Below are 16,602 nucleotides of genomic sequence, written 5' to 3'. Positions count from 1 at the left end.
CTCTATGTGCTGTGCTTGCCTGGGCGCGGCGCGTCGGGAAACGATGCGGAGCGGTCCCGCCCGGCGCGCTCGGGAATTGCAGGCGCCGCGACATGGCGCTGCCGGTAATATCGCGCTGCGTCACGCTACGTGGCGCTACATCGAGCGCCGGTCGAGCATTGCGCGGGCGATCGTGCCGGCGTCGACATATTCGAGTTCGCCGCCCACCGGCACGCCGCGCGCGAGGCGCGTCACGGCAAGACCGCGCGCCTTGAGCGTCTGCCCAAGGTAATGCGCGGTGGCCTCGCCTTCATTCGTGAAATTGGTTGCGAGCACGACTTCCTTGACGATGCCATCCGACGCCCGCTTGACCAGACGGTCGAAATGGATCTCCTTCGGGCCGATGCCGTCGAGCGGACTGAGCCGCCCCATCAGCACGAAATAGAGGCCGCGATAGGTCATGGTCTGTTCGAGCATGATCTGGTCGGCAGGCGTTTCGACGACGCACAACAACGCGGGATCGCGCTCGTCATCGAGGCAAACCTCGCAGATCTGCGCTTCGGTGAAGGTATTGCACTTCTCGCAATGCTGCAGATGTTCAGTCGCGAACAGCAACGAGCGGCCGAGTTTTTCGGCGCCGTCGCGATCGTGCTGCATCAGGTGGTACGCCATGCGTTGCGCGGATTTGGGCCCGACCCCGGGCAGCACGCGCAGCGCTTCGACGAGCGCCGACAAGGCGGAAGGTTGTTTCATGCGGATCGGCGGTGTCGAAGTGGGTGTTGCCCGGTATGGCCCGGTATGGGGGTGGCGATGCGGTTATTTCTGGTTACTGCTATCAGTTTGCTATCCGTTCGACATGCTATCGGGCAGGCCTGCCCGGCGACCGAACTAAACTGAACTGCCCCGATGCAAGCTTGCACGCATCTGGAACGGCGAACTGAGCGGCGTTGAAACGAGCCCGGTTCGCGTATTCAACTCACGCCGCGCTCAACGCTGCGGCATGAGTCTCTTCTTGCAGCGACGTCGCTCAGAACGGCAGCTTGAAGCCCGGCGGCAGCGGCAGACCCGAGGTCATGCCGCCCATCTTTTCCTGCGCGGTGGCTTCGGCTTTGCGCACGGCGTCGTTGAACGCGGCGGCGACCAGGTCTTCCAGCATGTCCTTGTCGTCGGCGAGCAAACTCGGATCGATCGATACGCGGCGCACGTCGTTCTTGCAGGTCATCGTCACCTTGACGAGACCGGCGCCCGACTGCCCTTCGACTTCGATCAATGCAAGCTGCTCCTGCATCTTCTTCATGTTTTCCTGCATCTGCTGGGCCTGTTTCATCAGCCCGGCGAGTTGACCTTTCATCATGGACATGCTCCTTCTTGATAGCGTGAAATCCGGAAAATCGGGTGCGCCACGCGGCGCGGCGAATCAGTGAGCGGACGGCGCGCCGTTCGGGCCGGCGTCCTGCGTAATCGGGCGGATCGAACCGGGCACGATGCTCGCGCCGAACTCGCGGATCAGCGACTGCACAAATGGGTCGGCGCCAATCTCGCGCTCCGCTTCCTGCTGGCGCTGGGCGCGCATGGCGGCGTCGTGCGCGGCTGCCGTGCGGCGCGCCGGGCCGACTTCGACCAGTACGTCGACATGCTGGCCGAGCTTTTCAGCGAGCGCGGTTTTCAGTTTAGCGACCTGCGAGGCTTCCGCGTACTGCGGCACCGGCACGTTCAGTTTGAGCGTGCTGCCTTCGAGCGCCATCAACTCGCTGTTGAAGGCAAGCTGATACGAAATGCCCTTGAGCGGCAGATCGACGGCGAGCGCGGGCCAATCGCCCTGGAAACCCAGCGGATCGAGCGGCACGGCGGGCGGCAACGGCCGCTTGTCGACCACTGGCGCAGGGGGCGACGCAGGCGCGGCATTCACGCGGACGTCGTCGGGACCGCTGTCGAACACCGGCACGTAGTTGTCGTCCGGCAGGCCGTAATAGCCCTCGTCCGCCGCCGTGAGCGGCATGTACTCATCGGGCGGCATGTCGTCCCACGGTGCGGTCGACGAGCCGCCTTGCTCCGAACCGTCACGCTGGGCCTGTTGCGACGGCGCACGTGCTGCCGGTGCAGCGTCTTGCTGCGGCGCGCGGCGCGGGGCTCCCGGCGTCGGCACATTGACGACCACGCGCGGTGCGGCAGGCTTCGGCGTGGCCGGGGTTGCCGCGGGCTTGGCGGCAACGGCTGCAGCCGTGGCACGACCGCGATCCGACGACACTTTCAGGCCGGCGCTGCGCAATACATTGAGCGCGTCGCTCGCACCGCCTGCGCGGCGCGGCGGGATGTCGGCTGCGGGTGGCTCTTGCAATGCTCTCGCGGGTGCGGCCTCTTCTGCCCGGGCGAACGGGGCTGGGGCTGGGGCAGCGGGCGAAGACGCGGGAACTGGGTCCGGGGAAGCGGTCGCAGCGGATGCTTCGATTGGGGCGGACTCGGTGGGCGCGTCGTCCCACGGCGCCAAAGTTGGCGCAGCCGCTACTTTGGTTGCTGCGATCGATTCAGCCGTCGATCCCAAGGTCGGCGTCGCCGCTATTTTTGTCGCTGCGGTTGCCTGGGTCGCTTCGGTCGCCCCAGCCGATGCGGTCGCCTCGATTGCCTCGATTGCCTCGGTCGATTCGGTTGCCGGCGCCAAGGCCGGCGCAGCCGCTGCTTTTACTGCCTCGATCGAGTCGGTGGGTTCGGTCGCCGGCGCCAGTGAGGTCGCATCGGACGTCGGGGCTGCATGGGATGCATTCGCGTCTGTAGGTGCAGGCGTCGCGTCGCTCAGAATCGGTTTCGGTTCCGCGGACGTTTCTTCCTGCCACGGTGCTAAAGCCGGTGCGGCTTTGATGTCAGCCGCTGTGTGCGCAGGCATTGCGCTCGCTGCACCAGAGGCGGACGCCGCTGCGGCACCGGCAGCGGGCATAGACTTGGCAACAGCCGCCGCTTCACCACTAGCCGATTTCGGCGCACCAGCATTTTCAACAGACTCCGCCGACGCCACGTGCTGTGCAGCCGGCATCGTAGGCTTCGCTTCTGCCACCGGATTCGCGGAGCGCACCGGCGCGACGCCGGCAGCTTCAACCGCGCGCAACGACGCCACCGCCTGTTGCGCCGCAACCGCCGGTGAGCCAGCGCGCTTCGCGCCCCCCACCCCGGCCGGCCCTGCCGCCCGCGCCGCAGCCGCACCACCACCACCACCACCGGTGGGCGCCGGCTCGAACGCCAGCATGCGCAACAGCGTCATCGTAAAGCCGGCGTATTCGTCAGGCGCGAGACCCAGCTCACTTCGACCGATGGTCGATATCTGATAGAACAGCTGCACCTGCTCAGCGCTCAACGCCTCGGCAAAACGACGCAGATCAGCCGCTTCCGGCCACTCGTCCAATACCGACGAAGGCGCAAACTGCGCCCACGCGATTCGGTGCAACAAGCTCGCCAGATCCTGCAACGCCGTCGAAAACGACAGGCTGCGCAACGCCATTTCATCCGCGACCGCCAGCACGGCTGCGCCGTCACCGTCGGCCAGCGCGTCGAGCAGGCGGATCAGATAGCTTTGATCGAGCGCACCGAGCATGCCGCGCACCGCTTCCTCATTTACCTGATTGGCCGAATAGGCGATCGCCTGATCGGTCAGCGAGAGCGCGTCGCGCATCGAGCCGTCGGCCGCGCGCGCGAGCAGGCGCAGCGCCTGCGCGTCGAACGGCACCTTCTCTTCGCCGAGAATGTGCTCGAGATGCGACACGATGTGCCCGGCCGGCATCTGCTTCAGATTGAACTGCAGACAGCGTGACAGCACCGTGACCGGAATCTTCTGCGGATCGGTGGTGGCGAGAATGAATTTGACGTGCGAAGGCGGTTCTTCCAGCGTCTTCAACATCGCGTTGAAAGCGTGGTTGGTCAGCATGTGCACTTCGTCGATCATGTAGACCTTGAAGCGCGCATCGACCGGCGCGTAAACCGCGCGCTCCAGCAGCGCCGCCATTTCGTCCACACCGCGATTACTCGCCGCGTCCATCTCCACATAATCGACAAAGCGGCCTTCATCGATCTCGCGGCACGCGCGGCACACGCCACACGGTGTGGAGGTCACACCGGTTTCGCAATTCAGCGCCTTGGCAAAGATGCGCGACAACGTGGTTTTGCCGACGCCGCGGGTGCCGGTAAACAGATAGGCATGATGCAGACGGCCACCGTCGAGCGCGTGCGTGAGCGCGCGCACCACGTGCTCCTGTCCGACGAGCGAAGCGAAATCCTTCGGCCGCCATTTGCGTGCGAGAACTTGATAGGTCATCGGGAAATTGTATCAGTAACGATGGCGCGCAAAACCGAATCGAGACGGCGCGCGAACGCGTGTTGCCGCTTCATTGAAACAGGCTAACAGACCGATAGAAAAAAATAGATGAAGTGTGCGGAGCATGCTACTGCGACGCCACTGCAGCGGCCGCGTGACAGCGCTCGGGGGTAAAACACGAGGTGGGAGGTACAGCAGAGAGGAAAACAGAAAAAGGAAGGTGACGAGCCTGACCCTCGGCACTGGTGGAAAACGGCTGTGGCTGCTTCGTTCCCGACCTGACCAGGTTGACCATCCCTCCATGCGAGGAGGCCCGTCACGAAACATTCTATCACCGCTTGGGCCGCCGCGCGACTGTAAATACGAACAAACCGACAGCGACGCGCCGAATCAGGCGCTTCGCATCATATAGTGCGGCGCCCGGCGGTACGCCTTCGAGGTACTTGAGTTTGCGCTGCCAGCCACCAGATAGGTTGCGTCGCGGTTGTCAAAACGTCATGGCACTTCACCGGCAGCCATTGGCCCCACTGCCCTCGATGAGTACTATCACCACCGGCAACGCATAGCGAATTAAGCTAAACTGCCATTCGGATGACCCGCAACTGCGAGCTTTCCGCGCATTCCGGAAATGGTCTTTCGACTTTTTCAGGTGTACGGCGGCAAGGCTCCGAGTGCGGCAAAGCGAACGGAAGTTTCCCTAGATTTTGACGTATCGTGGCGAGCAATTCAGGCGGGCCTCGAACCGATAGAGGTATTCATACAATGAGCGAATCAATCAAGCATATTAGCGACGCATCGTTCGAACAGGACGTCGTGAAATCCGATAAACCCGTGCTGCTCGATTTCTGGGCTGAATGGTGCGGTCCGTGCAAGATGATCGCGCCGATCCTCGACGAAGTCGCGAAGGATTACGCCGATCGCCTGCAAATCGCCAAGATCAACGTCGACGAACATCAATCGACGCCGGTCAAGTTCGGCGTGCGTGGCATCCCCACGTTGATCCTCTTCAAGAACGGCGCTGTCGCCGCGCAGAAGGTCGGCGCCTTGTCGAAGTCGCAACTCACCGCGTTCCTCGACGGCAACCTGTAAAGCGGTCGCATCGGCGCCTCAAGTCCCTCAAGACCTGCAGACGCGCTGTCTTAGGCGTGTTGTCCAGCGACAACACGCCTGATAAGAAAGATGCCATGCCGTCGTACTGGCGGAAATTGGCGTGTGCTATGCTAGAATCCGCAAAACGTCGAAAAGACGTGTAAGTCCTTGAGCGGTTCCGCTCACTCTCCTCCCAGATTTCATTTCGTCGCACCTTCTCCTGCGGGTTCTCCGTATGCATTTATCCGAGCTTAAGACTCAGCACGTGTCCGAATTGATCGAGATGGCCAATGGCCTCGAGATCGAAAGTGCAAACCGCCTGCGCAAGCAGGAATTGATGTTTGCCATTCTAAAAAAACGAGCCAAAGCAGGCGACACGATCTTCGGCGACGGCACGCTCGAAGTGCTGCCGGATGGCTTCGGCTTCCTGCGTTCGCCGGAAACCTCGTATCTCGCCAGCACGGACGATATTTACATCAGTCCGTCGCAAATCCGCCGCTTCAACCTGCACACGGGCGACACGATCGAAGGCGAAGTGCGTACGCCGAAAGACGGTGAGCGCTATTTCGCGCTGGTCAAGGTGGACAAGGTCAACGGCCAGCCGCCGGAAGCCTCGAAGCACAAGATCATGTTCGAAAACCTGACGCCGCTGCACCCCAACAAGGTGCTGCTGCTCGAACGTGAAATGCGTGGTGAAGAAAACGTCACGGGCCGCATCATCGACATGATCGCGCCGATCGGCAAGGGTCAGCGCGGCCTGCTGGTGGCGTCGCCGAAGTCCGGCAAGACCGTGATGCTGCAGCACATCGCGCACGCCATCAAGCAAAACCACCCGGATGTCGTGCTGTTCGTGCTGCTGATCGACGAACGCCCGGAAGAAGTGACCGAAATGCAGCGTTCGGTGGCCGGCGAAGTGATCGCCTCCACCTTCGACGAACCGGCCGCGCGTCACGTGCAAGTCGCCGAAATGGTGATCGAAAAAGCCAAGCGCCTCGTCGAAATGAAGAACGACGTGGTGATTCTTCTCGACTCGATCACGCGTCTCGCGCGCGCATACAACACCGTCGTGCCGGCCTCGGGCAAGGTGCTGACAGGCGGTGTCGACGCGAACGCATTGCAACGTCCGAAGCGCTTCTTCGGTGCTGCGCGCAACATCGAAGAAGGCGGCTCGCTGACCATTATCGGCACGGCGCTGATCGAAACCGGCAGCCGCATGGACGACGTGATCTACGAAGAGTTCAAGGGCACCGGCAATATGGAAGTGCACCTGGAGCGTCGCCTTGCTGAAAAGCGCGTCTATCCGTCGATCAACCTGAACAAGTCCGGCACGCGCCGCGAAGAACTGCTGATCAAGCCCGAAGTCCTGCAAAAGATCTGGGTGCTGCGCAAGTTCATTCACGACATGGACGAAGTCGAGTCGATGGAATTCCTGCTCGACAAGATTCGCCAGACGAAGAGCAACTCTGAGTTCTTCGACATGATGCGTCGTGGCGGCGGCAGCTAAGGCCTGAACCCTAAGGCTGCGCCAAAGCAACTACCCGCATCGCACAAGAAAGCCGCTCGCTGCAACGAGCGGCTTTTTTTCGTCCGCAGCAACGGCGACGACAAACAGCCACCGTCCCATTCAAATGCGCTCGCCCCTGACAACCTGAACGTGAACGTACACGTTGCACTATAATGCGAGCAATCCGACCCGTCTGTCATCCCCTATGTCGAAGGACCCAGCCACCCTACTGACCGTGCGGGACGCCGCCGAGCGCCTCGGCGTCACACCGCGTACGCTGAAATACTACGAAGAGCGTGGTCTTGTCTCGCCCAGCCGCAGCGAAGGCCGCTACCGGCTGTACGACGCGGAAGATCTCAAGCGCTTCGGCCGCATTCTGCGTTTGCGCTCGCTCGGTTTCTCACTGCACGGCATCACGGAGATGCTCAAGCGCCCGCTCGAAGCCGTCGACGGCGGCCACCGCTACTCGCACGAATCGCTGCAGCAGATTCGCGATGCCCTCGCGCAGCAGGTCGATGCCCTCGACGCGCGCATCGAAGCGATGCGCCGCGAACTCAAGGAAGCGCAGAAACTGCGCTCGGAGTTGGCGCCCGATCTCGACTATCTCGAACGCCGCCTCGCGGGAGAAAACGCCGACACCCTGCTCGAGCAACGGCGCAACGCGCGCGCCACGGCGGCGGGTCCGTCCGCGAAACGCCGAAAGATGCAGGATGAAGCTGCTTCTGACGGCTCCGAGCCGGACCAATCCGCATGAGCGTCACGTCTTCTCGCGTACCGCTGTTCAGCGCCGCAAAACTGCGCAGCGACTTTTTCCCGTGGGTGCTGGCCGTCGTCACCGGCCTCGACTATTTCGACAACTCGATCTTTTCGTTTTTCACGAGCTACATCGCGGGCGGCATCAACGCGTCGCCGGATGAACTGGTATGGGCGTCGAGCGCCTATGCGGTAGCGGCCGTGCTCGGCATCCTGCAGCAACAATGGTGGGTCGAACGCTTCGGCTACCGGCGCTACGTCGCCGGCTGCATGCTGCTCTATTCAGTGGGCGCGATCGCCGCCACCTTGTGCGAGTCCTCGATCGAACTCGCCTTCGCGCGCGGCTTCCAGGGTTACTTCATCGGCCCGATGATGGGCACTTGCCGCATCCTGATTCAGATGAGCTTTACACCGCAGCAGCGACCCGCGGCAACCCGTGCTTTTCTGGTCCTGATCGTGTTGAGCAGCGCGCTTGCGCCGCTGATCGGCGGTCAACTGGTCGCGCATTTCGACTGGCGCGCGCTATTTGCCTGCACTGCGCCGGTGGGTGTGCTGTTTGCCATCCTTGCCCTGCTCGCACTGCCCGACACCGGCAACCGCTTGCCGGAAGAACGCGGCTCGGCGCACTTCTGGCCGTATGTGATCTTTGCGTTCGCGCAAGGCGCGCTGCAAATCGTGATGCAACAAGTGCGATTCCAGCTGTTCAGCGCCTCGCCGGGACTGATTCTGCTGACGGTCGCGGGCATTGTCGCGCTCGGCTGGTTCGCGTACCAGCAATGGCACCATCCGGCGCCACTGATGCGCCTGCATGCACTGCGTGAAAAGGTGTTCCAGGTCGGCCTCGTGCTGTACATGTTCTACTACTACATCTCGACCGTGTTCAGCTATCTGACGTCGCGCTTTCTCGAAAGCGGCCTCGGCTATCCAGTCGAGAATGCCGGGCGGCTGGTCGGCGTGACGTCGCTGATTTCGGCGAGCGCACTGTTCGTCTACCTGCGCTACGCAAAACTCCTGCCGCGCAAGAAGTGGATCATCGTGCCGGGTTTCGCGGTGGCCGCGTTCGCCGCGGCTTGGATGACGCGCATGTCGCCAGGCGTGGGTGAAGCCGCGCTGATCGTGCCGATGCTACTGCGCGGCTTGCTGTTACTGTTCATCGTGCTGCCGGTCGCCAATCTGACGTTTAGAATCTTCGCCATTGAAGAATTCACGCACGGCTACCGGCTGAAAAACATCATGCGGCAACTGACGATCTCGTTCGCGACGGCCTCGGTGATCATCGTCGAACAACATCGGCAGGCGCTGCACCAGGCGCGCCTCGCGGAGTTCGTGAATCCGTACAATCCGTTATTCCAGAACTCGCTCGCTGCGCTGACCAGCGGCTTCGGCGCCGCCGGCCGCTCGCCGTCCGAAGCGCATTCGCTTGCGATAGTGGAAATCAGCCGGACGGTCGCGCAGCAGGCCAGCTTCCTGGCTTCGCTGGACGGCTTTTACTTCCTGATCGGCATCGCGATATGTGGCGGCCTGTTCGCCGCGTGGCAAAAACAGATCGACTAAGGGTTTCATCAGGCCATGCTCTCGAAACTCACCCAATGGTTCGGCACGCGCCGCCGCGACCGCGCGCTGCGCGACTACGCGATCGAGGACGCGCTTTGGCAAGCCACGCTCGATGGCCTGCCGTTCCTCGCCCACCTCGAAGCGCCGGATCGCGCGCGTTTGCGCGAACTGACCAGCCTGTTCATCGCGCAAAAGGAATTTTCGACCGCGCACGAACTCGAGTTGACCGACGCGATGACGGTGGCCATCGCCGCGCAAGCGTGCCTGCCTGTACTGAACCTGAGCCTCGACCTGTATCGCGGCTGGGTCGGCGTGATCGTCTATCCGGGCGAGTTCGTGATCCGCAAGACGGTCGAGGACGAAGACGGCGTGGTGCACGAGGTCGAACACGACGCGAGCGGCGAAGCGTGGGAAGGCGGGCCGGTGGTGTTGTCGTGGGAAGACGCGCAGATGACCGGCGGCACGGACGCCTATAACGTCGTGATCCACGAATTCGCGCACAAGATCGACATGCTGACCGGCGAGGCGGACGGCCATCCCCCGCTCATGCGCCGCTGGCACGCACCGCTTGATTCACAGGCATGGGCCGACATCTTCGACCATGCCTACGACCACTTCTGCGCCAAAGTGGACGCGGTGCCGGAGAGGCGCTGGGCGCGTTTCGAACGCGATTCGCTGATCGATCCGTATGCGGCGGACCATCCGTCGGAATTTTTTGCCGTTTGCAGCGAGGCGCTGTTCGTCCAGCCGCAGGCATTCGAGGCCGAGTATCCCGAACTCTACCGCTTGCTGGCGCACTATTACCGTCAGGATCCGGCTCGGGTCGGGCTGGAATTCACGCCGATCTGACACCTACCGCGCCCGAGCCCGCCGGACAAGGGCTGCCGCCTCGCCCACCTACTCGACCCGAACCGATGCGGCGGCATCAGAAACGTGGCGAAAACGAGGCAAACCGCTGCCAAAAAGCTGGTAGAAAGGTCGTCAAGCGCCTGATTTTCTGGCATAATCGCCGTTTTTCGACCATAGGCAAGTGGCTCGCGCCTAGATGCTGTCCGCCTTCATAGCGGCTGCACGCGGGTTGGCTACCGCCAGATTAAAGGAAAGACCATGAAAGAAGGCATTCACCCGGATTACCGCGAAGTCCTGTTCGTCGACATGTCGATCGACTTCAAGTTCATCACGCGCTCGACCATCCAGACGCGTGAAACCGCCGAATTCAACGGCAAGACCTACCCGCTCGCCAAGATCGAAGTGTCGTCGGAATCGCATCCGTTCTACACCGGCCAACAAAAGATCATGGACACGGCAGGCCGCGTCGAGAAGTTCAACAAGAAGTTCGGCACGCGCGCTACCGGCAAGGCAGCAGCGAAGTAATACCCGCCTCGTTGCAGGCCTTCGCCAGCAACGAAGCAGCAGCAAAAAAGGGCAGCGCGAGCTGCCCTTTTTTGTCTCCGCCGTTTTGCTTCGCTTCTTTGCTTCGCTTCTTTGCTTCGCCTCTTTGCCTCGCTTCCTTGTCTCCTTATCCGGCCGCCTGTGCGCCCTGCCAGCCATTGCGGCGCAATGTAACAGGCATCCCCATCATGACGTTGCGCGGCAATACCGGTCGTGACGCGCATCGCACGGCACGACTACAATGCCGGATGCTCCAAATTGGCCATTCCCGCCGGACATTCCGTCCGGTGCCGGCTGGACCGCTTATCCAATATCCACACACCGCATGAGACCTGCCGTTCGCCTCACTGCCTCTGCGACCAGTGCATTGCCGCGCTGGCTGCTGCTGACCATCTGTATCGTCTACGCTTTTTTCGGCCTGTTCGGCCGGGATCCGTGGAAGAACGAGGACGCAGCCGGCTTCGGCGTCATGTGGACGATGGCCAACGGCAGCGCGCACGACTGGCTGCTGCCGAATCTGGTCGGCAAATACATGACGGAAGACGGCCCGCTCGGCTACTGGCTCGGCGCCAGCGCGATCCGCGCGCTCGCGCCGTGGGTCGATGCGAGCAACGCGTCGCGCGTCTTCACGGGCCTGCTGTTTTGCGCGGGCTGCGCGTTCGTCTGGTATGCGGCCTACCTGCTCGGCCGGCGTGCCGAAGTGCAGCCATTCAAATACGCGTTCGGCGGCGAGCCCGAGCCGCGCGACTACGGCCGCACCCTCGCCGACGGCGCGCTGCTGATCCTGCTCGCCTGCTTCGGCCTTGCCGAACGCGGTCATGAAACCACGCCGCAGCTGGCGCAGTTCTTCGGCATCGCCATGCTCGTGTACGGACTCGTGCGGATGGTCGACAAGCCCATTCAAGGCGCGCTGATCTGGGGTCTGGCGCTCGGCCTCGTCACGCTGGCAAGCAGCCCGGTGCTGGTCGGCGCGCTGTTGCTCGGCACCCTCGCGATGGCGCTGATTGTGCGCGAGACGCGTTCGCGCTGGCTGCTGCTGGCCGGTTTGCCGGTGGCGCTCGTGCTGTCGGTCGCGTGGCCGATCGCCGCGCTCGCCGCTTTTCCCGATGACGCCGTCTGGTATCTGAATCAATGGGTGCACGTCAGCCTGTCGTCGTTCGCCGGGCCGCCCGGCTCGGTGGCCGCCTACGCGCTCAAGAATCTGCCGCTCTTCACGTGGCCGGCCTGGCCGCTGGCGCTCTGGGCGTGGTTCAGCTGGTCGGGGCTGCGGCGCGCGCCGCACGTGGCGATGCCGCTGTCGGTGATCGGGCCGCTGCTCGTGCTGGTCGTGCTGCAGAGCCATCAGTCGAACCGGCTTTACATGCTGCTGCTGCCGCCGCTCGCGGTGCTGGCCACGTTCGCGCTGCCCACGCTCAAACGCGGCGCGATCAATGCGATCGACTGGTTCGCGCTGTTGAGCTTCACGATCCTCGGCAGCTTCGTCTGGCTGGTGTATGTGGCCGGGCTGACCGGGTTCCCGCATCCGCTCGCGCGCAACCTCGCACGTCTTGCTCCGGGCTTTGCGCCGCAGTTCAAGATCCTGTCGTTCGTGTGCGCGGTGGCCGTGACGATCTGCTGGTTCGTCCTGGTGCAATGGCGTCTCGCCCGTCATCCGAAAGTTTTATGGCGCAGCGTGGTGCTCTCGAGCGCCGGCACGACGCTGATGTGGGTGCTGCTGATGACGCTGTGGCTGCCGGTCGTCAACTACAGCCGTACCTATAAGGACGTCGCCGAACAGATCGCGAGCCACCTGCCTGACGACTACACCTGCATCTCGCCGGTGCGCCTCGGTAACGCGCAGATCGCGACCTTCGCCTATTTCGGCGATATGCATTTCTCGTTCAACGAGGATTGCGACGTGATCCTGCGTCAGGACACTCAGGACTTCGGCGATCCGAGCGCGATGTCGGACTTCATGTGGAAGCTGGTGTGGGAAGGCCGCCGCGTGGCCGACCGCGACGAACGCTTCCGTCTGTACGTGCGGATCGACCGTCCGAAGCCGCCGGTCGTCAAGCGTCGCAGCTGGCATAAGAAGCCGGACTGAGCATGTTCGCCGACGTACGGAAAATCGCCGGGCTCGCATGGCCCGTGCTGATCGGCCAACTGGCGATCATCGCGTTCGGCGTGATCGACACGGCGATGGTCGGCCGCTATTCGGCCGTCGACCTCGCGGCGCTCGGCCTCGGCTCGTCGATCTATATTTCCGTCTACATCGGGCTGACCGGCATCCTTACGGCGCTGCAACCGATCACCGCGCAACTCTACGGCGCGCGCCGCTATGCCGAGATCGGCGAAGAAGTGCGTCAGGCCTTGTGGCTCGCGCTCGCGTTGACCGTCATTGGCTTTCTGATTCTCTATTTTCCGGGACCCGCGCTCAAGCTGGCGCGCGTGCCTGAAGCGCTGCATGAGCGCACGGTCGCTTATCTGCGGATTCTGGCGTTCGGCTTGCCGGCCGGCCTTGTCTTTCGCGTCTACAGCTCGATCACCAATGCCGTCGGCAAACCGCGGCTCGTGATGATCCTGCAGATTGGCGCGCTGCTGCTCAAGTTTCCGCTCAACACATGGTTCATCTTCGGTGGACTCGGCGTGCCGGCGCTCGGCGGCCCGGGTTGCGCGCTGGCCAGCACCGCGATCAACTGGGGATTGGCCGTGGTTGGGATGCTGCTGTTGACGCGTGTCCACGTGTTCAAGCCGTTCGCGATCTTTACGCACTTCTGCTGGCCGGTCTGGCGCCGGCAGGCGGCGCAGCTGCGCCTCGGCATTCCCATGGGTCTGTCGTACCTGATCGAAGTCACGTCGTACACGTTCATGGCGCTCTTCATTGCGCGCTTCGGCACGACGACGCTCGCCGGCCACCAGATCGCCGGCAACGTCGGTGCGGTGCTTTATATGACGCCGCTGTCGATCGGGATTGCTTCGTCGACACTGGTCGCTCAGGCGCTCGGCGCGCATCGCCCGGAAGCGGCGCGCACGCTGTCGCGGCACGGCATCATGATGGCTGTGGCGATCGCCTGCTGTTACGGCGCGATCGTGCTGGTGCTGCGGCCGTACGTCATCGAAGGCTATACGCCGAACGCGCAGGTCGTGGCGGCGGCGATGCCCTTGGTGCTGATCGTCGTGTGCTATCACCTGTTCGATGCGCTGCAGATCACCACCGCGTTCGTGCTGCGTGCTTACAAGGTGGCAGTCGTGCCGACCGTCATTTATGCGGTTGCGCTGTGGGGCGTGGGGCTAGGAGGCGGGTATCTGCTCGGCTTCAATGTCACGGGGACCATACCGGAATGGCTGACCGGCGCACGCGGCTTCTGGGTCGCCAATACGGCGAGTCTGGCGATTGCCGGTATCGGTTTGCTGTTGTATTGGCGCAGCGTGAGCAAGCGGTACTTGCGCGCCGAGGCAGCGGTCAGGGTGGATTCGGCAGTTTGAGCGGGCTTGTTCGGCTCATCCAGGCCATCCCTGCAGCGCGCGGTCGAAGTGGCATGCAATAACAGGCCGTTAGTTGCATCTTTGATCTCATAAAAAACGGCTGCATCGGCAGCCGCCCTTCTCTTCTGTCTCAAGCCGCCTGGGCTTCCTCCAACGCCAGATCCCGCCGCTCGAAAATCTCCCGCGCCGCGAACAGCGCATTCAACGCCGCCGGGAAGCCTGCATAGAGCGCCATCTGCATGAACACCTCGACGATCTCCTCGCGCGTGCAGCCGACGTTCAACGCTGCCTCGATATGCACCTTCAACTGCGGTTGCGCGCAGCCCAGTGTCGTCAGCGAGGCAATCGTCGCGATTTCCCGCGCGCGCAGGTCGAGTTGCGGCCGGCTGTAAATATCGCCGAAGCCGAATTCGATCAGCAAGCGCCCGAAATCCGGCGCAATCGGCGCAAGCGCGGCGATCACGTGCTCGCCGGTCGAACCGTCGATTTCCTTCAGTTTGTCCCAGCCTCGGGTGTAGCGGTCGTTTTGTGCGTGTTCCATGGTGAGTCCTTGTCCGAATGCGAAAGTGATTGGGCTTCGTCAATCTGTCGTGCCGGCGTGTTCGCGGTAGTCGTCGGCCCAGCGGGCGTCCGCTCAACGTTCTCGTAGTAGGCGATTTTGTCGATGATCGCGCCGAGATTGCTCTGCAACCCGGCGATCCGCGCCAAAACGGCATCCCGATGCGCCACCAGCATGTCGCGGCGCTCACCTACCGTAGGCTGACCTTCTGCCCGCAGCGCCGCGAATGCCTGCATCCCCGCGATCGGCATGCCGGTCGCTTTCAGACGCATCACGAACTGCAGCCAGTCGAGATCGGCCGGCGAATACAGCCGATGCCCCGCCTGCGTGCGCCCGACCGCCCGAATCAGGCCGGCCTGCTCGTAATACCGCAGCGTATGCGTGGAGACGCCGATCGTTCCGGCGACTTCGCCGATGGTGAGTGCTTTTGACATTTTCGACATGACGGAACTCAGGTTAGGACTTCGAGTGCACTCTAAGTCAAGCGGAAGGCGCTGTCATTTGTCCGCAGTGTCATTATTTTCGGCGGACCGCATTGATCGATAAACTCATAACGGCTTAATCGCCAGGCAAAAGCTTCAAATATTGTCAGGCCTGATTTACTTGTCATGAATCGATCGGTATAAATCGTCGGCGTTTGCAAATAAGGGCGCGCAATTTGTTCTATCCTTAAGCGCAGCGTCTGCTGACAGGACGCGTCGTCCCGAGTTTTCTCTTTGCGGCTAACTTTTTTTGCCCTCAATGGAGTGCTTGCCATGCTGAAGAAGCTTTTGATGCTTTGCGTTGCTTTGGCTTTGTCGCTGTCGGCCGGATTTGCCGCGGCCGTCGAAGTGAATTCCGCCGATCAGGCGGCGCTCGAATCGGTCAAGGGTATCGGCCCGGTGCATGCGAAAGCCATCATCGACGAACGCACCAAGAACGGCCCGTTCAAAGATGCCGATGATCTGGCCACACGCGTCAAGGGCATCGGCACCAAATCGGTGACCAATCTCGAAGCCGCCGGCCTGACCATCAACGGCTCGTCCACGCCGCCCACGGGCGCCAAGGCTGCCTCGAAGTCCAGCAGCACCGCTAGCACCAAGGCGGCGCCGGCAGCCGCTCCTGCCGCGACCACCGCGGCCGCGACAACGGCACCCGCAACACCGGCTGCGCCCGCCGAGGCATCCGGCACCAAGGCGTCGAAGTCAAAGAAGAAGAGCAAGGCCGCGGCGGCCGACGCAGCGGCTGCTTCCGCACCGGCCACAGCGGCATCCGCCAGCGCGCCGGCGGATGCATCCGGCACCAAGGCTTCGAAGAAGAAAGCGAAGAAGAGCAAGGCTGCATCGGCTGCGGCAGCCTCTGGCGGGGCGTAAATCGGGTTGAGTACCGGCGGCATGGCGGCCGCGCTATGTGTGCATCACATACGATGCGCGCGTGACGCACACATATAAGCGCGGCCCCGCTCCCGTCTACCTTCCTTCCACCGGCGCCGCGCAACCGCGCGGCGTTTTCACCCGCTGACTCGTCAAACACGGGTCGGCATTCAAGAGAGACCGTCATGAGCCTACTCGACACTATCGGTTCCCTGGTTGGCAAATCGCCTGAAGGCGGTGGCCAGCAAGCCCTCGTTTCCGCCGCGCTGGAATTCGTCAACAACCAGCCGGGCGGCCTGAACGGCCTGATCAGCAGCTTCAAGGAAAAGGGTCTCGGCGACGTCGTGTCGTCGTGGATCAGCAATGGCGAGAACCAGGCGATCTCGCCCGACGCCCTGCACAGCGTGCTCGGCTCGGACGTCGTCACCAACCTCGCGGCGAAGGCCGGCGTGCAACCGGATCAGGTCACCGGTCTGCTGTCGCAGATTCTGCCGCACGTCGTCAACGCAGCGACGCCCGACGGCGAAGTCCCCGCCGAAGGCAAACTGAATTCGACGACCGTGCTGGGCGCGCTCGGCGGCCTGTCGGCACTGTTCGGCAAGGGCAACGCGTAACAGCGTCACCCGCCTCCGCCCTGTAGCAGAGGTACAAGCAG

The 16,602-nt window shown here is 62.8% G+C and carries 15 protein-coding genes and 1 other RNA gene; 10 read left to right on the top strand and 6 right to left on the bottom strand.

The genetic code is table 11. From position 1 onward, the window contains the following. Nucleotides 1-135: 135 nt before the first annotated feature. From recR to ffs, 4 genes are all read right to left on the bottom strand, one after another. Entirely contained in the window at nucleotides 136-732 is a 597-nt protein-coding gene (gene recR, locus PQQ95_RS34490; protein WP_408446302.1) for a recombination mediator RecR, read from the bottom strand. 274 nt (nucleotides 733-1,006) lie between these two features. Then, nucleotides 1,007-1,333, bottom strand: a complete 327-nt coding sequence (locus PQQ95_RS34485; protein ID WP_007182071.1) for a YbaB/EbfC family nucleoid-associated protein — start codon at nucleotides 1,331-1,333, stop codon at nucleotides 1,007-1,009. A 63-nt stretch (nucleotides 1,334-1,396) separates the two neighbouring features. After that, nucleotides 1,397-4,279 carry a DNA polymerase III subunit gamma/tau gene (gene dnaX, locus PQQ95_RS34480; protein ID WP_408446299.1) on the bottom strand — a complete coding sequence of 961 codons (2,883 nt, stop codon included), beginning with the start codon at nucleotides 4,277-4,279 and terminating at the stop codon, nucleotides 1,397-1,399. A gap of 219 nt (nucleotides 4,280-4,498) precedes the next feature. Next, nucleotides 4,499-4,597: signal recognition particle sRNA small type (gene ffs, locus PQQ95_RS34475), an RNA gene on the bottom strand. Nucleotides 4,598-5,041: 444 nt separating this feature from the next. Between ffs and trxA the strand changes: the two genes are divergently transcribed. The 8 genes from trxA (at nucleotide 5,042) to PQQ95_RS34435 (ending at nucleotide 14,036) form a co-directional block, all read left to right on the top strand. Further along, nucleotides 5,042-5,368 (top strand): thioredoxin TrxA, encoded by a 327-nt coding sequence (gene trxA, locus PQQ95_RS34470; protein ID WP_054039468.1) that lies wholly within the window; start codon nucleotides 5,042-5,044, stop codon nucleotides 5,366-5,368. Nucleotides 5,369-5,603: 235 nt separating this feature from the next. After that, nucleotides 5,604-6,872, top strand: coding sequence for a transcription termination factor Rho (gene rho / locus PQQ95_RS34465; protein ID WP_074284282.1), 1,269 nt, complete (start codon nucleotides 5,604-5,606; stop codon nucleotides 6,870-6,872). 205 nt (nucleotides 6,873-7,077) lie between these two features. Next, nucleotides 7,078-7,626 (top strand): MerR family transcriptional regulator, encoded by a 549-nt coding sequence (locus tag PQQ95_RS34460; RefSeq protein WP_408446297.1) that lies wholly within the window; start codon nucleotides 7,078-7,080, stop codon nucleotides 7,624-7,626. Next, entirely contained in the window at nucleotides 7,623-9,179 is a 1,557-nt protein-coding gene (locus tag PQQ95_RS34455) for an MFS transporter (RefSeq protein ID WP_408446294.1), read from the top strand. Before PQQ95_RS34460 ends, PQQ95_RS34455 begins: the two co-directional genes overlap by 4 nt. Nucleotides 9,180-9,194: 15 nt before the next feature. After that, complete coding sequence (locus PQQ95_RS34450; protein ID WP_408446291.1) at nucleotides 9,195-10,028, top strand: M90 family metallopeptidase; 834 nt, start codon at nucleotides 9,195-9,197, stop codon at nucleotides 10,026-10,028. 258 nt (nucleotides 10,029-10,286) lie between these two features. Then, entirely contained in the window at nucleotides 10,287-10,553 is a 267-nt protein-coding gene (locus PQQ95_RS34445) for a type B 50S ribosomal protein L31 (protein ID WP_408217361.1), read from the top strand. Between the two features lie 343 nt (nucleotides 10,554-10,896). Next, entirely contained in the window at nucleotides 10,897-12,654 is a 1,758-nt protein-coding gene (locus tag PQQ95_RS34440) for an ArnT family glycosyltransferase (protein ID WP_408446288.1), read from the top strand. Nucleotides 12,655-12,656: 2 nt separating this feature from the next. Continuing rightward, nucleotides 12,657-14,036, top strand: coding sequence for an MATE family efflux transporter (locus tag PQQ95_RS34435; RefSeq protein WP_408446286.1), 1,380 nt, complete (start codon nucleotides 12,657-12,659; stop codon nucleotides 14,034-14,036). Between the two features lie 130 nt (nucleotides 14,037-14,166). On the opposite strand, the gene PQQ95_RS34430 is transcribed toward PQQ95_RS34435, so the two are convergent. Together PQQ95_RS34430 and PQQ95_RS34425 are read right to left on the bottom strand one after the other, a co-directional pair. Beyond that, the gene (locus PQQ95_RS34430; RefSeq protein WP_408446284.1) at nucleotides 14,167-14,577 is read right to left on the bottom strand and encodes a carboxymuconolactone decarboxylase family protein; all 411 of its coding nucleotides are present in this window, start codon (nucleotides 14,575-14,577) and stop codon (nucleotides 14,167-14,169) included. Continuing rightward, nucleotides 14,529-15,038, bottom strand: a complete 510-nt coding sequence (locus tag PQQ95_RS34425) for a MerR family transcriptional regulator (RefSeq protein ID WP_408446282.1) — start codon at nucleotides 15,036-15,038, stop codon at nucleotides 14,529-14,531. Before PQQ95_RS34425 ends, PQQ95_RS34430 begins: the two co-directional genes overlap by 49 nt. 312 nt (nucleotides 15,039-15,350) lie before the next feature. On the opposite strand from PQQ95_RS34425, the gene PQQ95_RS34420 reads away from it, so the two are divergent. Next, complete coding sequence (locus tag PQQ95_RS34420) at nucleotides 15,351-15,947, top strand: ComEA family DNA-binding protein (RefSeq protein WP_408446279.1); 597 nt, start codon at nucleotides 15,351-15,353, stop codon at nucleotides 15,945-15,947. Nucleotides 15,948-16,132: 185 nt separating this feature from the next. Further along, nucleotides 16,133-16,561, top strand: coding sequence for a YidB family protein (locus PQQ95_RS34415; protein ID WP_494471483.1), 429 nt, complete (start codon nucleotides 16,133-16,135; stop codon nucleotides 16,559-16,561). The last annotated feature ends 41 nt before the right edge of the window (nucleotides 16,562-16,602 follow it).

This window comes from Paraburkholderia caffeinilytica (assembly GCF_046030355.1).
Classification (GTDB): Bacteria; Pseudomonadota; Gammaproteobacteria; order Burkholderiales; family Burkholderiaceae; genus Paraburkholderia; species Paraburkholderia caffeinilytica_B.
This window is presented reverse-complemented; position numbering and strand designations above follow the sequence as displayed.

Coding starts and splice junctions, on each gene's coding strand:
- PQQ95_RS34415 (WP_494471483.1), top strand. CDS start 16,133: ATGAGCCTACTCGACACTATCGGTTCCCTGGTTGGCAAATCGCCTGAA.
- PQQ95_RS34445 (WP_408217361.1), top strand. CDS start 10,287: ATGAAAGAAGGCATTCACCCGGATTACCGCGAAGTCCTGTTCGTCGAC.
- PQQ95_RS34485 (WP_007182071.1), bottom strand. CDS start 1,333: ATGATGAAAGGTCAACTCGCCGGGCTGATGAAACAGGCCCAGCAGATG.
- PQQ95_RS34460 (WP_408446297.1), top strand. CDS start 7,078: ATGTCGAAGGACCCAGCCACCCTACTGACCGTGCGGGACGCCGCCGAG.
- PQQ95_RS34455 (WP_408446294.1), top strand. CDS start 7,623: ATGAGCGTCACGTCTTCTCGCGTACCGCTGTTCAGCGCCGCAAAACTG.
- dnaX (WP_408446299.1), bottom strand. CDS start 4,279: ATGACCTATCAAGTTCTCGCACGCAAATGGCGGCCGAAGGATTTCGCT.
- PQQ95_RS34420 (WP_408446279.1), top strand. CDS start 15,351: ATGCTGAAGAAGCTTTTGATGCTTTGCGTTGCTTTGGCTTTGTCGCTG.
- trxA (WP_054039468.1), top strand. CDS start 5,042: ATGAGCGAATCAATCAAGCATATTAGCGACGCATCGTTCGAACAGGAC.
- recR (WP_408446302.1), bottom strand. CDS start 732: ATGAAACAACCTTCCGCCTTGTCGGCGCTCGTCGAAGCGCTGCGCGTG.
- PQQ95_RS34450 (WP_408446291.1), top strand. CDS start 9,195: ATGCTCTCGAAACTCACCCAATGGTTCGGCACGCGCCGCCGCGACCGC.
- PQQ95_RS34440 (WP_408446288.1), top strand. CDS start 10,897: ATGAGACCTGCCGTTCGCCTCACTGCCTCTGCGACCAGTGCATTGCCG.
- PQQ95_RS34435 (WP_408446286.1), top strand. CDS start 12,657: ATGTTCGCCGACGTACGGAAAATCGCCGGGCTCGCATGGCCCGTGCTG.
- rho (WP_074284282.1), top strand. CDS start 5,604: ATGCATTTATCCGAGCTTAAGACTCAGCACGTGTCCGAATTGATCGAG.
- PQQ95_RS34430 (WP_408446284.1), bottom strand. CDS start 14,577: ATGGAACACGCACAAAACGACCGCTACACCCGAGGCTGGGACAAACTG.
- PQQ95_RS34425 (WP_408446282.1), bottom strand. CDS start 15,038: ATGTCGAAAATGTCAAAAGCACTCACCATCGGCGAAGTCGCCGGAACG.